Source organism: Streptomyces sp. NPDC051133, assembly GCF_040682635.1.
In the GTDB taxonomy this organism is placed as follows: domain Bacteria; phylum Actinomycetota; class Actinomycetes; order Streptomycetales; family Streptomycetaceae; genus Streptomyces.
This window is the reverse complement of sequence record NZ_JBFBBK010000014.1, coordinates 135840-149494: the sequence shown is the minus strand read 5'-3', so window position 1 is coordinate 149494 and position 13655 is coordinate 135840. Positions and strand designations below refer to the sequence as shown.

General features: G+C 70.5%; 12 protein-coding genes and 1 pseudogene. 10 read left to right on the top strand and 3 right to left on the bottom strand.

Annotation, left to right across the window (positions count from 1 at the left end; genetic code table 11):
• Window positions 1-40: 40 nt before the first annotated feature.
• The 5 genes from AB0N17_RS17025 (at window position 41) to AB0N17_RS17005 (ending at window position 4672) form a co-directional block, all read left to right on the top strand.
• A complete protein-coding gene (locus AB0N17_RS17025; protein WP_366012088.1) occupies window positions 41-1039 on the top strand; it encodes a GNAT family N-acetyltransferase in 999 nt (332 codons plus the stop codon).
• Window positions 1036-2376 carry an ABC transporter substrate-binding protein gene (locus tag AB0N17_RS17020; protein ID WP_366012087.1) on the top strand — a complete coding sequence of 447 codons (1341 nt, stop codon included), beginning with the start codon at window positions 1036-1038 and terminating at the stop codon, window positions 2374-2376. Before AB0N17_RS17025 ends, AB0N17_RS17020 begins: the two co-directional genes overlap by 4 nt.
• Complete coding sequence (locus AB0N17_RS17015; protein ID WP_366012086.1) at window positions 2370-3332, top strand: sugar ABC transporter permease; 963 nt, start codon at window positions 2370-2372, stop codon at window positions 3330-3332. Before AB0N17_RS17020 ends, AB0N17_RS17015 begins: the two co-directional genes overlap by 7 nt.
• Window positions 3329-4198: a carbohydrate ABC transporter permease gene (locus AB0N17_RS17010; protein WP_366012085.1), complete on the top strand. Its 870-nt coding sequence runs from the start codon at window positions 3329-3331 to the stop codon at window positions 4196-4198. Before AB0N17_RS17015 ends, AB0N17_RS17010 begins: the two co-directional genes overlap by 4 nt.
• A gap of 93 nt (window positions 4199-4291) precedes the next feature.
• Entirely contained in the window at window positions 4292-4672 is a 381-nt protein-coding gene (locus AB0N17_RS17005) for a hypothetical protein (protein WP_366012084.1), read from the top strand.
• Window positions 4673-4911: 239 nt separating this feature from the next.
• Here the strand turns inward: AB0N17_RS17005 and AB0N17_RS17000 are convergent.
• A pseudogene (locus AB0N17_RS17000) lies at window positions 4912-5080 on the bottom strand (IS5/IS1182 family transposase); the annotation flags it as partial.
• Window positions 5081-5282: 202 nt separating this feature from the next.
• Here AB0N17_RS17000 and AB0N17_RS16995 point away from each other — a divergent pair.
• Window positions 5283-5750, top strand: coding sequence for a hypothetical protein (locus tag AB0N17_RS16995; RefSeq protein ID WP_366012083.1), 468 nt, complete (start codon window positions 5283-5285; stop codon window positions 5748-5750).
• Between the two features lie 356 nt (window positions 5751-6106).
• Here AB0N17_RS16995 and AB0N17_RS16990 read toward each other — a convergent pair whose 3' ends face one another.
• On the bottom strand, window positions 6107-7270 hold the full coding sequence (locus AB0N17_RS16990) for an extracellular solute-binding protein (RefSeq protein ID WP_366012125.1): 1164 nt from the start codon (window positions 7268-7270) through the stop codon (window positions 6107-6109).
• A 314-nt stretch (window positions 7271-7584) separates the two neighbouring features.
• Entirely contained in the window at window positions 7585-9024 is a 1440-nt protein-coding gene (locus AB0N17_RS16985; protein ID WP_366012082.1) for a gamma-aminobutyraldehyde dehydrogenase, read from the bottom strand.
• Window positions 9025-9231: 207 nt separating this feature from the next.
• Between AB0N17_RS16985 and AB0N17_RS16980 the strand changes: the two genes are divergently transcribed.
• The 4 genes from AB0N17_RS16980 to AB0N17_RS16965 all read left to right on the top strand — a co-directional run bounded on the left by AB0N17_RS16980 (window position 9232) and on the right by AB0N17_RS16965 (window position 13585).
• Entirely contained in the window at window positions 9232-9753 is a 522-nt protein-coding gene (locus AB0N17_RS16980; RefSeq protein WP_366012081.1) for an Lrp/AsnC family transcriptional regulator, read from the top strand.
• Between the two features lie 2 nt (window positions 9754-9755).
• Window positions 9756-11120 (top strand): aspartate aminotransferase family protein, encoded by a 1365-nt coding sequence (locus tag AB0N17_RS16975; RefSeq protein WP_366012080.1) that lies wholly within the window; start codon window positions 9756-9758, stop codon window positions 11118-11120.
• Between the two features lie 189 nt (window positions 11121-11309).
• Complete coding sequence (locus AB0N17_RS16970) at window positions 11310-12050, top strand: ATP-binding cassette domain-containing protein (RefSeq protein WP_366012079.1); 741 nt, start codon at window positions 11310-11312, stop codon at window positions 12048-12050.
• Window positions 12032-13585: a hypothetical protein gene (locus AB0N17_RS16965; protein WP_366012078.1), complete on the top strand. Its 1554-nt coding sequence runs from the start codon at window positions 12032-12034 to the stop codon at window positions 13583-13585. Before AB0N17_RS16970 ends, AB0N17_RS16965 begins: the two co-directional genes overlap by 19 nt.
• The last annotated feature ends 70 nt before the right edge of the window (window positions 13586-13655 follow it).

The following is a 13655-nucleotide window of genomic DNA, read 5'->3' as shown; positions in this document are numbered from 1 at the left end:
TCCCACCGCGCGCACCGCGCGGGGAAGGGCGGCCCCGACGATGACCGATCGCACGACGCCGTGCCGGGCCGGGGTACGCGGCTTCCGCACGGGTGACGGCCCGCGACTGGTGCAGGCGTGGCGGCGCAGCGCGCCGGCCGACCCGATCACCCCGGACCGCTTCCGCTCCCTGGTGCTGCTCGACGCCAACTTCGATCCGGAGGGCCTCCGGGTCGCCGTCGACGGTGACCGTGTCGTCGGCGCGGCCTACGCGGTGCGCCGTCTGACGCCCCTGGCGGGCACCGACCTGGAACCGGAGCAGGGCTGGATCCCGTTCTTCTTCGTCGACCCGGCCGTCCGCGGGCGCGGCCTCGGCCGCCGGCTGCTGACCGACGCCCTCGACTGGCTGCACGGCCACGGCCGCACCCGGGTGGACTTCTCGTCGTACACCCCGAACTACGTCCTGCCCGGCCTGGACGCCGAGGCGTACCCGGAAGCGGCGGGGCTCCTCGCCTCCCTGGGCTTTCGCACGCTGTACGAGGCGGCCGCCATGGACCGCTGCCTGGTCGGCTACCGCCTCCCGGACGAGGTGGCGTGCCGTTCGGACGAACTGACGGCCCTCGGCCACCGGTTCGCCACCCCGTCCGACGACGACCTGGTGGACCTGGTCGCGCTCGCCGGGAACCACTTCAACCCGGACTGGGCGCGCGCGATCCGGGAGTGCCTGGCCTCGGGCACACCGCTCGACCGGATCGTCGTCGCCCGGGACCCGGCGGGCCGCCTGGCCGGCTGGGCGATGCACGGCGCGTACCAGTCGGCGGACGAGCGGTTCGGCCCGTTCGGGGTGCTGGAGGAGATGCGCGGCACCGGGCTCGGCAAGGTCCTGCTCCATCTGGTCCTGGAGCGGATGCGGGCGCGCGGCGCGCACTCGGCGTGGTTCCTGTGGACCGGTGAGCGGTCCCCGGCGGGCCATCTGTACCGCAAGGCCGGCTTCACCACGACCCGGGTGTTCCGCGTGCTGCGCCACGAGGCGGAAGCAGGCCGGGGAGCCGTCCGATGACACCGTCCCCGCGCACCGGCGGCCTGACCCGCCGGCATTTCGCGCTCGCGCTCCCCTCGGCGCTGCTCGTCTCCGGATGCGCCGCGCCGCACCGGGGAACCGGGCGGCCCGGGGACCCGATCGTCCTCACCCTGCTCTCCCACTACGCGAGCGGGGAACTGAAGCAGGCCCTGCAGGGCCCGGTCGACGAGTGGAACGCCACCCACGAGCGGGTCAAGGTGCGGACGAAGGCGGTCGAGTTCACGGACCTGCTGACCACGTTCATGGTCCGCCAGGCCGCCGGCCAGGGCCCCGACCTCCTCCACCCGTACTGCCTGTGGAACGGCCAGCTCGTGCGGGCCGGCGTGCTGCGGCCCGCTCCCGCCGAGCGGGCCGAGGAGATCAGGCGCGGCTACAGCGCGGCCGCGGTCGGCTCCTCGTCGGTGGGGGGCACCGTCTACGGCTACCCCACCGAGGTGCAGACGTACGCCCTCTACTACAACAGGCGGCTGCTGCGCGAGGCCGGCCTCGACGGCCCACCGCGCACCTGGCGGGAGCTGGAGGACGCGGCGCACCGCACGGCCCGGCGGGACCGGTACGGCAACACGCTCGTCCAGGGGTTCGGGCTGTCGTCGTACGACGACTCCACCACCGTCGGCCAGACGCTGGCCCTGCTCAACGCCGCCGGCGGGCGGTTCGTCTCCGCGGACGGCAGGAGCACCGCGATCGACTCACCGGCCGGCCGGGCCGTGTTCGACCTGGAGCACCGGCTCGTCACCGAGGGGGCCAGCGCCCCCGGCGTCAACGTCTACAAGGCGTTCGCGTCCGGGCAGGTGGCCATGGTGATCAGCGCCGGCTGGTGGACCGGAAGCCTGAAGGAGGTGATGGGCACGGACTACCGGGACGTCGGCGTCGCGCCCGTGCCCGTACCCGAGGCGGACGGCAGGCGCGCCACGCTCTCCACCGGCTTCATGCTCGGCGTCAACACGGCCAGCAGGCACCCCCGCGAGGCCTGGGAGTTCCTGCACTGGCTCAACTCGGACAAGGCGGCCGTGAAGAGTGGCGGGAAGGGCGCGACGGCGACCCGGATGAGCGCCCTGCAGGTGTCGGTCGGCTCCCTGACCGGCCGCGCCGACGACATGTCGACCCTGCTGAAGGCGGGCGCCGATCCGAACCTGCGCCCGTTCCTGGACGCGCTGGCGTACGCGGTGCCGGAGCCGAACGGGCCGGGCGCGCAAGCGGCCAAGTCGCTGCTGCGCAAGAACATCGAGGCGCTGTGGACCGGTCAGCAGTCGGTCGACGAGGCCCTGCGCACCATCCGCCGTCAGGTCGACCAGGAGGTGGCGCGCTCGTGGTGAACACCCTGGCGCCGGAGGCGGCCGACCGGGCGGCGGCCGGCCCGCGCGGCGCCGAGGCCGCCGTCGGCCACCGCGCCCGGCAACGGCGCCGCCAGACCGTCGTCGCCTACCTCTTCCTCGCGCCGACGCTGCTGTTCTTCGCCGTCTTCCTGTTCCTGCCGCTGGGCTTCGCGCTGCTGCTGTCGATGTCCCGCTGGGCCGGGTTCGACCTCGGCGGCATCGATCCGGTCGGCTGGGACAACTTCGCCGGCCTCTTCGCGGACGGCTCGACGTTCCTGACTCCGGTCCTCACCAACACGCTGCTGTTCGCCCTGGGCACCGTGGTCCTCGCGCTCGCCGGCTCCGTGCTCATCGCGACCTGCATCGACAAACTCCGCTTCCAGGGCCTGTGGCGCACCCTGTACTTCCTGCCGATCGTCACGACCGTGGTCGCCGTCGGCAACGTGTGGAAGTACATGTACGAGCCGGGCGGCCTGGTCAACGGCGTCCTCAACGCCGTCGGACTCGGCTCGGTGGCGTTCCTGCAGGACCCGGACACCGCGCTGCCCTCGGTCGTGGTCGTCCAGGCCTGGGCCTCGGTCGGCTCGGCGATCCTCGTGCTGACCGCCGGTCTGAAGTCGATCCCCGAGTCGTACTACGAGGCCGCCGCGCTCGACGGCGCCGGGCCCGTCACCGTCTTCCGGAGGATCACGCTGCCGCTGCTGCGGCCGTCCCTGCTGTTCGTGTGCGTCACCCAGTTCCTCACCGGGCTGCAGTCCTTCGCGCTGATCATCGTGATGACCCAGGGCGGGCCGGGTGACGCGACCGACGTGGCCGCACTGGAGATGTACCGGCAGGCCTTCTCCTACGGCGACTGGGGCACCGCGAGCGCCGCCGCCTTCGTGCTGTTCCTGGTGGTCCTGGTCGTCACCCTGGCGCAGTTGTGGATCTTCCGGCGCAAGGGGGAGGACGCATGATCCGCCGCCGTTTCCCGTGGCTGTCGTATCTGCTGGTCGTGACCGGGGCCGTGATCACGCTGGTGCCGTTCCTCGACATGGTGATGACGTCCTTCAAGGGGCCCGGTGAGGCCGGCACGCTGCCGTACCGGTTCCTGCCCGAGGCGTTCGACCTGTCCAACTACCGGGCGGCGATCGACCAGCTCGATCTGCCGCTGCTCTTCCGCAACAGCGTCGTCGCCACGGGCCTGATCACCGGTTCGGTGCTGCTGACGTCGTCGCTGGCCGGCTACGCGCTGGCCAAACTCCGTTTCCCCGGCCGGGACTTCGTCTTCCGGCTCGTCCTGTCGACCATGATGTTCCCGCCGTTCCTCTTCTTCATCCCGCACTTCCTGATCCTGGTGCACTGGCCGCTGGCGGGCGGCAACGACCTGCTGGGGCGCGGCGGGGCGGGCCTGACCGTCAGCATCGTGGCGCTCGCCATGCCGTTCCTCGTCAGCAGCTTCGGCATCTTCCTGACGCGCCAGTTCATGCTCTCCATCCCGGACGAGGTCCTGGAGGCCGCGCGCATCGACGGGGCCGGCGAGTTCGCCGTGTGGTGGCGGATCGTGCTGCCCCAGACCAAGCCGGTCCTGGTGACGCTCGGACTGCTGACCTTCGTCGACGCCTGGAACGAGTACATCTGGGCCCTGCTCGTCTCGACCGCCGACCCGGACGTGATGACCCTGCCCGTGGGCATCCAACTCCTGCAGGACTACGTCGACCCGGCCCGCACCCTCCCCATCGTCATGGCCGGCCTGGTCCTGAGCATCCTCCCGGTCCTGACCCTGTTCCTGCTGCTGCAGAAGCACTACATCCGGGGGGTCATGATGAGCGGCTTGAAGTGAGCAGCGCCGACTGTGACCACGAAAGGGGCACACCCCTTGATCACTTTCCAGTTCACCGTGCGCCCCGGCCAAGGAGCACCCCACGGGTTCGACATGGGCGGCATGGTCGTCACCGGGGATTTCGGCACGGTCGAATCGGCCGGCCACGTCCCCGATCAGGACATGATGATCTACCTCTCGGTCGTCCAACTGCTGGACGGCCTGCGCGAGTTCCTGCTGGGCGACGACCGCGTGCTCAGCTACGTCGGCGCCGATACGTCGTTCAACCTCGTGGTGAGACGAAACAAGGAGGGCCTGTCGGTCGCCGGCAAGAACGGCGTCATCGCCCGCACAACCGCCCCGGAGCTGGCCCTCGCTGCACTTCACGCTGCGGAGGACCTCGACCGCAGCCTTCCTCCGGAAGACACGGTCGGATTCGACTGGGAGAACGCCATCGCTGACTTCCGTCTGCTCGTACCGGACGCCAGGGGCTGACGACGGAACGTTGGGAGTCGACCCCGGGGACATGTGACCAGGGCGGCTAGTTGGCACTGGGCATCATTCGTGACCTGCACTGATGCCAAGCAACTTCCGTCGATGCAGGCGCAGAATCAGAGAGATGGTTGGCACTTTCGTACAGCGCAGGTCACGAGAGGTGTGGCAGCGCACCGAATGACGAAAGCCAAGACTGTCCGGCAATGAGCAACTGGTCTGGCGGTCAGGACTACGCCGCCAGCGCGGACCTTGTGGTGTGAACGGTTGTGCTCCTCCTTCAAGCCGCGTTCGCGACCGTGCGGGATCACCAGCCCAGCACCGCGGTAGCCGCCGTCGGGCAATCACCATGGTGTTGCTGACGGTGGCCCTCACCCCGGACCGCTCCCACTCCTTGCAGTCCCTGTTTCGGCAAGGTCACCAATAGTGAGCGGACCGAGATCGCCAATGAGATGATCCAAGACATACTCACTGACCCGAACGTGGTCGAGAAGGTCAACACCTCTGCGTCGGCTCAATACGGCGGCATCACTCGTGACTTCAAAGTTCCCGGCGGCTGGGGCGCCCGATGGAGTTGGCGTGGGGGCCAACTCACTTTCGAAGGATTCCTGTGATGGCGGGGCAGCATCAGGCCGAACCGGTCTACCGGGTGGAGGACTTCGTCGCAGACGGAGCGCTGCGGGACGTTTGCGTCCTCGATACCACGCTCGACGACTGGCGGCGCGTCTTCGACGGGCTGCGTGCGGCCCCGGGTAACCATTTCCTTACCTGGACGCTCTCCGGCACCACGGAGAGCGGCGCCTTGGACGCCTCAGTCGTATGGTCCCGGCTTGAGCAGGACCCGGAGGAATCGGCGAGCCTGGCCATCGACGTCGACGGCGTGTGGTTCACCTGCTACTTCTTCGACATCGAAGAGATCGAGTTCACCTTCGATCCTTCCGACGTGGTCGACGAGGCGACCTTTGCACCCGTTCGCGCCTTCGTGACCTGGCTGGGAAGGGCGACGGGCCGGGCAGTCATCGTGACAATGGAGGGCACCGACCACGCTGCGATGCCTGCGCTGATCCGATGGCAGCCGTGAAGTCTGGCCTGCCTTTTCTCGCGCCGTAAATCGAGTTACGGAGGCCCCCCGTTGCCCTCTGGTCCAGAAGCTGCCCGCGGCGGGAGACGCCGCGGGCCTCACGCCCGTCGTCAGTAAATTCAACGAAGCGGATCTGGGACGGGGCCACCTCTTCCGTCTGCGCCGACGTCGTCACACATAAGAGGCGGTTGCACACCATGGCATCGCCGTGATCGGACCGCCGGAGCGCCAGATCAAGACGGTCAGGCATACACGCCGAGAAGTCCCACGCCCGTCAGAGCAAGCACCGGACTCGGCGCCGACTACCCGTATTTTGTGCCGACTGTAACTCCTCGTCACAGGACACCGGGACATGCTCACAACCCCACGATCTTGTTCCACCGCTTCGCGAACTCCACCCTCTCCGTGGACGTGATGTCCCGGGCGATGGCGAGGCGTCGGCGCATGGTGTCGTTCGGGAAGATCAGGGGGTTGTCGGCGAGGGCCGCGGTGTCCTTGTCCTTCGAGGCCGCCAGGACCTCGCGGGCCGCCGGGACGGGGCAGACGTAGGTGACCCAGGCGGCGAGTTCCGCGGCGACCGCGGGGTCGTAGTAGTAGTCGATCAGGCGCTCGGCGTTGGCCTTGTGGCCGGCCCGGTTGGGGATCATCAGGGAGTCCGACCACAGCTCGGCGCCCTCCTCGGGGACGACGAAGCGGATGTCGGGGTTGTCCGCCTGGAGCTGGATGACGTCGCCGGAGTACGCCTGGCAGGCCAGCACGTCCCCGCTGACCAGGTCCTTGGTGTAGTCGTTGCCGGTGAAGCGGCGGACCTGGCCGCGGTGTATCTGGCGCTCCACCTCGTCGCAGACGTGGTGGAAGTCGTCCGCCGTCCACCGGGTGATGTCCACGCCGTTGCCCTGCATCAGCAGCGCGAACGACTCGTCGAGGCCGGACAGGAGGGTCACGCGGCCCTTGAGGTCGTTCGCCCAGAGGTCCTTCACGTGGCGGATGTCGCGGCCGAGCTTCTTGCGGTTGTAGGCGATGCCGGTGATGCCCGACTGCCAGGGCACGGTGAACCGGCGGCCCTTGTCGAAGGCGGGCGAGCGCAGCAGGGGGTCCATGTACTTCGCCACGTTCGGCTGCCGGGCGCGGTCCATCTGCTGCACCCAGCCCAGCCGGACGAACCGGGCGCACATCCAGTCGCTGACGACGATCAGGTCGCGGCCGGTGGACTGGTGGTTCATCAGCGAGGGGCTGATCTTGCCGAAGAACTCGTCGTTGTCGTTGATCTCCTCGGTGTAGTTCACGGAGATCCCGGTGCGCTTCTCGAACGCCTCCAGTGTGGGCCGCCGGTTGGGGTTGTGATCGTCGGTGTCGATGTACAGCGGCCAGTTCGCCCAGGTCAGCCTCTTGTCGGTGGCCGACTCGTCGGTGACGGCGCGGTCGCCGGGCCCGACATAGGCGGCGGGTACCCCGCAGCCGGCCAGAGCACCGAGCGCGGCGGTGCCGCCGAGTGCGCGCAGGAGGGAGCGGCGGGACATCACGGAGGTACGCGAGGAAGTCTGGGGCACCCACGCAGGATGCCGTCCCGCCAGGCGGACGGACAATCGACGCTGCGTCGAGCAAGTCGCGGCCTCCCCGACACCTTGTCGATCACCCGGAGATCACCCGGAGATCACCCGGAGTTCACGGTGGGGGAACGGCACAGCGCGGCCCCGGACGGGGAGGTGAACCCGTCCGGGGCCGCGCTGTGCCGGTGCCGGTGCCGGTGCGGACGACCGGCCCAGGGGCGCGGGGAACTGCGCGACCAGCCCCCACGCACCCGCGGCCGAAAGCCCGCCGAACCAGCGGAGCCCTACGCGTCGAGCGACGTCATCACGTGCTTGATCCGCGTGTAGTCCTCGAACCCGTACGCCGACAGGTCCTTGCCGTAGCCGGACTTCTTGAAGCCGCCGTGCGGCATCTCGGCGACCAGCGGGATGTGCGTGTTGATCCACACGCAGCCGAAGTCGAGCTTCTTGGACATGCGCATCGCGCGGGCGTGGTCCTTGGTCCACACCGAGGAGGCGAGGGCGTACTCGACGCCGTTGGCCCACTCGACGGCCTGGTCCTCGTCGGAGAAGGACTGGACGGTGATGACCGGGCCGAAGACCTCGTTCTGGACGATCTCGTCGTCCTGCTTCAGGCCGGAGACGACGGTCGGGGCGTAGAAGTAGCCCTTGTCGCCGACCTGCTGGCCGCCCGCCTCGACCTTGGCGTGGGCCGGGAGGCGGTCGATGAAGCCGGAGACCTGCTTCAGCTGGTTCGGGTTGTTCAGCGGGCCGAAGAGGACGTCCTCGTCGTCCGGCTGACCGGTCTTCGTCTCGGACGCGGCCTTCGCGAGCGCGGCCACGAACTCGTCGTGGATGGACTCCTGGACGAGGACGCGGGTCGCGGCCGTGCAGTCCTGGCCGGCGTTGAAGAAGCCGGCGACGGAGATGTCCTCGACGGCCTTGGCGATGTCGGTGTCCTCGAAGACGACGACCGGGGCCTTGCCGCCCAGCTCCAGGTGGACCCGCTTGACGTCCTTGGAGGCGGACTCGGCGACCGAGATGCCCGCGCGGACGGAGCCGGTGATGGAGGCCATGGCCGGGGTCGGGTGCTCGACCATCGCGCGGCCGGTCTCGCGGTCGCCGCAGATGACGTTGAAGACGCCCTTGGGCAGGATCGAGCCGATGATGTCGGCGATCAGGACGGTGGAGGCCGGGGTGGTGTCCGACGGCTTCAGGACGACCGTGTTGCCCGCGGCGATCGCCGGGGCGAACTTCCACACGGCCATCATCATCGGGTAGTTCCACGGCGCGACCTGCGCGCACACGCCGACCGGCTCACGGCGGATGATCGAGGTCATCCCGTCCATGTACTCGCCGGCCGAACGGCCCTCGAGCAGCCGCGCCGCACCCGCGAAGAAGCGGATCTGGTCGACCATCGGCGGGATCTCCTCGGAGCGGGTGAGCCCGGTCGGCTTGCCCGTGTTCTCCACCTCGGCCGCGATCAGTTCCTCGGCGCGCTCCTCGAAGGCGTCCGCGATCTTGAGCAGGGCCTTCTGCCGTTCGGCGGGCGTGGTGTCGCGCCAGGCCGGGAAGGCACGGGCGGCGGCCTCCATGGCGGCGTCCACGTCCGACTGTCCGGACAGCGGCGCGGTCGCGTACGCCTCGCCCGTCGCGGGGTTGACCACCTCGGTGGTCCGTCCGTCGGCGGCGTCCCGGAACTCACCGTCGATGTAGTTGCGCAGACGACGCAGCTCGGTGCTCACTGCCGGCCTCCTGATCTGGTTCGAGGGTTGGAGCTGTCCAGCCCGGCCAGCCTGCTTGAGGCTGTCCGATCGCTGAGACACCCCACCCTAATCGGCACACCCACGTTTTCAACACCCCCACGGCGATCCGTTCTGCGAAATCCGCAAGCTTCAGCCACCCAAACAACGAATTTCATCGCTTGAGGGTTGCAAAACTGTCGAGACGTCGTGCAGAGTGAGGTCGTGGCCAGTCGAAGCGCAGACCAGAGGGACTCGTCCCGCGAGTCCAGGAACGGCAACAGTCCCCAGCTGGACGCCGTCTCCCTCGCCATCATTCAGCAGCTCCAGGAGGACGGCCGCCGGCCGTACGCCGCGATCGGCAAGGCCGTCGGCCTCTCCGAGGCGGCCGTGCGCCAGCGCGTCCAGAAGCTGCTGGACCAGGGCGTGATGCAGATCGTCGCCGTCACGGACCCGCTCACCGTGGGCTTCCGCAGGCAGGCGATGGTCGGGATCCACGTCGAGGGCGACGTCGAGTCGATCGCGGACGCGCTGACCGCCATGTCGGAAGTCGAGTACGTGGTGATGACCGCGGGCTCGTTCGACATCCTCGCCGAGATCGTCTGCGAGGACGACGACCACCTGCTGGACGTCATCAACAAACGCATCCGGGCCCTTCCCGGTGTGCGCTCCACCGAAAGCTTCGTCTACATGAAGCTGAAGAAGCAGACCTACATGTGGGGAACCCGATAACCGTGAGCCAGAAGGACCTCAGCCGCACCGCGTACGACCACTTGTGGATGCACTTCACCCGCATGTCCTCGTACGAGAACTCCCCCGTCCCGACCATCGTCCGGGGCGAGGGCACCTACATCTACGACGACAAGGGCAAGCGCTACCTCGACGGTCTCGCCGGTCTGTTCGTGGTTCAGGCCGGTCACGGCCGCACCGAGCTCGCCGAGACCGCCGCCAAGCAGGCCCAGGAGCTCGCGTTCTTCCCGGTGTGGTCCTACGCCCACCCCAAGGCTGTCGAACTGGCCGAGCGCCTGGCCCACGAGGCCCCCGGCGACCTGAACAAGGTCTTCTTCACCACCGGCGGCGGCGAGGCGGTCGAGACCGCCTGGAAGCTCGCCAAGCAGTACTTCAAGCTGGTCGGCAAGCCCACCAAGTACAAGGTCATCTCCCGCGCGGTCGCCTACCACGGCACCCCGCAGGGCGCCCTGTCCATCACCGGCCTGCCGGGTCTGAAGGCCCCCTTCGAGCCGCTGGTGCCGGGCGCGCACAAGGTGCCGAACACCAACATCTACCGCGCCCCGATCTTCGGTGACGACCCGGAGGCCTTCGGCCGCTGGGCCGCCGACCAGATCGAGCAGCAGATCCTCTTCGAGGGCCCGGACACCGTCGCCGCGGTCTTCCTGGAGCCCGTGCAGAACGCCGGCGGCTGCTTCCCGCCCCCGCCCGGCTACTTCCAGCGCGTGCGCGAGATCTGCGACCAGTACGACGTGCTGCTCGTGTCGGACGAGGTCATCTGCGCCTTCGGCCGCCTGGGCACGACGTTCGCCTGCGACAAGTTCGGCTACGTCCCGGACATGATCACCTGCGCCAAGGGCATGACCTCGGGCTACTCCCCGATCGGCGCCTGCATCGTCTCCGACCGCCTGGCCGAGCCGTTCTACAAGGGTGACAACACCTTCCTGCACGGCTACACCTTCGGTGGCCACCCGGTCTCCGCCGCCGTGGGCCTCGCCAACCTCGACCTGTTCGAGCGCGAGGGCCTCAACCAGCACGTGCTCGACAACGAGGGCGCCTTCCTGAAGACCCTGCAGAAGCTGCACGACCTGCCGATCGTCGGCGACGTCCGCGGCAACGGCTTCTTCTACGGCATCGAGCTGGTGAAGGACAAGCACACCAAGGAGTCCTTCAACGAGGAGGAGACCGAGCGCGTCCTGTACGGCTTCCTCTCCAAGGCCCTGTTCGACAACGGCCTGTACTGCCGTGCCGACGACCGCGGCGACCCGGTCATCCAGCTCGCCCCGCCGCTGATCTCCAACCAGGAGACCTTCGACGAGATCGAGCAGATCCTGCGCGCCACCCTCACGGAGGCGTGGACGAAGCTCTGATCATCCGACTGGATGATCACCACCGGCCCCGGTGCCGTCCGTTCGAGTGGGAACGGCGGCCCGGGGCCGTGTGCTGTCCGGCCTCCGCGTACCGGCTGCCTAGCGTTCCAGTGACCGATCGGCCCAGCCTTCGTTCCCCCGGACGAGGGAACAGGCCCGGGACAACGGATCAGAACCGAGGTGTACGCCATGGAGGCCCCGCCGGACAACGACGTGCTCTGGGCACGCTCCCTGCACTTCATCCACCCCGACGGCTCCCCGGGACTCGCCGGGGTCTCACTCGGTGTGCGGGAGGGCGAGATCCTCGCCGTCAGCGGTCCCCGCGGCAGCGGCAAGACCACCCTGCTGCGCTGTCTGTCCGGCCTGGTGCCGGTGCGGCACGGCGAGGTGTGGTTCAACAGCGCGCCCATGCACACCCTCGGCCCGATGCGCCGGGAACGGCTGCGCCGGGACCGCTTCGGCTGGATCGACCCCGAGCCGGTGCTGGTCCCCGAGCTGAACGTCTGGGAGAACGCCGCGCTCCCCCTGATGCTGCGCGGCACCAGCCGCCGCCGGGCCAAGGCGGCCGCGCTGGAGTGGCTGGAGCGGCTGGACGTCGGCGACCGGACCCGCCGGCGCCCGCACGAACTGCAGCAGGCCGAACGCCAGCGCGTGGCGATCGCCCGGGCGCTGGCCACGACCCCCTCGGTCCTCTTCGCGGACGAGCCCACGGCGCCCCTGCACCGCGCCGACCGCACCCACGTCCTGCGCACCCTGGCCACGGCCGCCCGCTCGCACGGCATCACCGTGGTCCTCGCCACGCACGACCCCGACACCGCCGCCCTCGCCGACCGTACGGTGGCCCTGCTGGACGGCCGGCGCGTGGCCACCGTGCACCTGCCGGACGCGCCCGACACGGAAGGCCGGGCCGCGTGCTCGCTCTCCGCCTGACCCGCGCCGCCCGGCCCGCCGTCCAGCTGCGCCGCCTCCTGGTGGCCGCCGCCTCGGCGGGCACCGGCTTCCTCCTGCTGTCCTGCCTCGGCTACGCCCTGAACCACCCCGAGGCCACGGACGCCGCCGCGCTGCGGCTGGCCTGGTGCGCGCTGCCGCTGGCCGCGACGGTGTACTTCGCGCTCGCCGTGGCCCGCACGGACCCCGCCACCCGGCCGCGCACCGGGCTGTCCGCGGTCGGCCTCGGCCCGGCCCGCCTGATGGCGATCTCCTCCCTGACCACGGCCCTGTCCTGCGCGCTGGGCTCGATGCTGGCCCTGCTGTTCTTCCTGCACCTGCGCGGCGATCTCAGGGGCCTGCCCTTCGACGGCGCGGCGGCGGACTTCCTGGCGGCGGGCCACCCCCTCCCCGTCGCGGGGACCCTGACCCTGCTGGCGCTGCTCCCGGCCGTCGCCTCGACGGCGGTGGCACTGGCCCTCCGCCCGTCAGACCCCCGCCCCGCCACCAGGGGCCCGCGCGGATTCGGCCGGTTCGGCGCGTACGGCACGGCGGCGCAGCGGGAGACGTTCGGCGCGTACGGGAGGTTCGGCGCCCGCTTCGGCCCACGCCGGGCGCCGGAGGCAGCGGAGGCGAGCCCCGAGGGCGGGGCGCAGCCGGGCGGGGCACAGCCGGGCGGCACGCAGTCGGGCGGGCCACGGCCGGGCGCGGCACGGCCGGGCGCGGCACGGCCGGGCGGGGCGCAGCCGGGCGGGGTACACCCGGGCGCGGCGCAATCGCCTCCGCATCCCGCGGGCGGTCGTACCGCCGTGGCGGCGCCCGTCCCGGAGGTGAACGGCACCCCGGCGGCGCCGGACGGCGAGTCCCACCCCGAGCTCCCGGTCCCGGACATCGCGTCCGCCCCCGCACTCCCGAGCCCGGGCACCGCGTCGAGCACCTCCACCGGCCTCCCCTGGGGCATCGCCCTCCTCGCCGCGGGGCTCGCCGTCCAGGCCTACGCCGGCCGCTCCGCCCCCACCGGCCCCACGGCCTCCGCGCTCACCTTCCCCTCCGAAGCCGTCACCGTCCTCCTCGGCTGGCTCCTCACCGCCACCGGCCTGGTCCTCGCCTCCCCCGGCCTCACCCACCTGTGCGGCCGGCTCCTGCAGTCCGTCCGCCCCGGTGCGCTCCGCCTGCTCGCCGGGCGGGTCCTGATGACGGAGGCCCCCCGCATCGGCCGCCCCCTCGGCGTGGTCTGCGCGGTCGCCTCCGCCGGGTACGCCATGACCGCCCTGTACGCCGGCTCCGCCCCGTCCTTCGGCCCGCTGAGCACCCTCGGCGCGCTCCTGGTCCTCGGCTGCACGGTCGCGACGCTCCTCACGGCCGCGATCGAGGCACGCCAGTCCCGCGCCGACACCACCGCCGCCCTGCTCCGCCTCGGCGCGACGGCCATGATGCTGCGCGGTGCCGCCGCCCTGCGCGCCGCCGCCCTGCTGGCCCTGTTCGGCCCGCTCACACTCGGCGTCGCCACGCTGGCGGCGCTGCCCCTGGAACGCTGAGCGGGCCCGCGCGGGAAGAGGATCTCCGGCCACCGATGAGTTCGGCGCGGTACGCCGGTCTACCCACCGC

Coding starts and splice junctions, on each gene's coding strand:
- AB0N17_RS17010 (WP_366012085.1), top strand. CDS start 3,329: ATGATCCGCCGCCGTTTCCCGTGGCTGTCGTATCTGCTGGTCGTGACC.
- AB0N17_RS16995 (WP_366012083.1), top strand. CDS start 5,283: ATGGCGGGGCAGCATCAGGCCGAACCGGTCTACCGGGTGGAGGACTTC.
- AB0N17_RS17005 (WP_366012084.1), top strand. CDS start 4,292: ATGGGCGGCATGGTCGTCACCGGGGATTTCGGCACGGTCGAATCGGCC.
- AB0N17_RS16990 (WP_366012125.1), bottom strand. CDS start 7,270: ATGTCCCGCCGCTCCCTCCTGCGCGCACTCGGCGGCACCGCCGCGCTC.
- AB0N17_RS17020 (WP_366012087.1), top strand. CDS start 1,036: ATGACACCGTCCCCGCGCACCGGCGGCCTGACCCGCCGGCATTTCGCG.
- AB0N17_RS16970 (WP_366012079.1), top strand. CDS start 11,310: ATGGAGGCCCCGCCGGACAACGACGTGCTCTGGGCACGCTCCCTGCAC.
- AB0N17_RS17025 (WP_366012088.1), top strand. CDS start 41: ATGACCGATCGCACGACGCCGTGCCGGGCCGGGGTACGCGGCTTCCGC.